This window comes from Serratia nevei (assembly GCF_024160145.1).
In the GTDB taxonomy this organism is placed as follows: Bacteria; Pseudomonadota; Gammaproteobacteria; order Enterobacterales; family Enterobacteriaceae; genus Serratia; species Serratia nevei_A.
In genome coordinates this window covers 1-755 of record NZ_JAMYWQ010000104.1, presented here as the reverse complement: position 1 = coordinate 755, position 755 = coordinate 1, and the positions used below count along the sequence as shown (strand labels likewise).

Annotated in this window: 1 protein-coding gene; it reads right to left on the bottom strand. The window is 56.8% G+C overall.

The annotated features are described in order from the left end of the window. The coding region (gene istB, locus M6G53_RS24940; protein WP_253335235.1) for an IS21-like element helper ATPase IstB at positions 1-604 on the bottom strand (604 nt) is incomplete at its 3' end. Between the last annotated feature and the right edge of the window lie 151 nt (positions 605-755).

Below are 755 nucleotides of genomic sequence, written 5' to 3'. Positions count from 1 at the left end.
TCAACACCAGGCTGCCTGACTCATAACGTCTGGCGACAACCTGGAAGAACAAGTTGGCCTCTTCCTTACCAAACGGCAGGTAGCCGATCTCATCGATCACAAGCAACCGCGGCTTGTGAATGATGCGGCTCAGATAGCCTTTAAGTTCCCCCTGGCGGTGAGCGGCGACCAGTTGCAGCATCATGTCTGCGGCGGTAATAAATCGGACGCTTAACCCGGCCATCGCGCACTTATAGGCCAGAGCGGCAGCAATATGACTCTTGCCCACGCCCGATGGCCCCAGCAACACGATGTTCTCCTGACGTTCTATGAACGCCAGGCCACCCAGCTCCTGGATCTGCGCTCGAGGTGCACCGCTGGCAAACTTAAAGTCGAACTGCTCCAGCGTCTTGACCGCAGGCAAACCGGAAAGGCGAAGCAGCGTCTGACGCCGTCGTTCGTCCCGACTGTCAACTTCGAGCTTCAGAAGTTGCTCGAGAAAATCACCCAGTGATGCAGTGTCATCAATCGTCTTCTGGGCCAGTGCCGGCCACTCGGTCGCGATACGCTCAAGGCGAAACTGCTCGCATAACTCAGCGATACGCTGATGCTGGAGAGTGCTCATAAACGGACCTCCAGCAGAGACTGGTACACCGACAGTGGATGCTGAATACTCTCCACGGGTACTGCCCGGCGTTGTGGCTCCGCCAATCGAGGAGTTGTTGACGCTCTGAACACAGGCAAAGGTAACAAAGCGGCCAGCTCCTTCTGCAGTC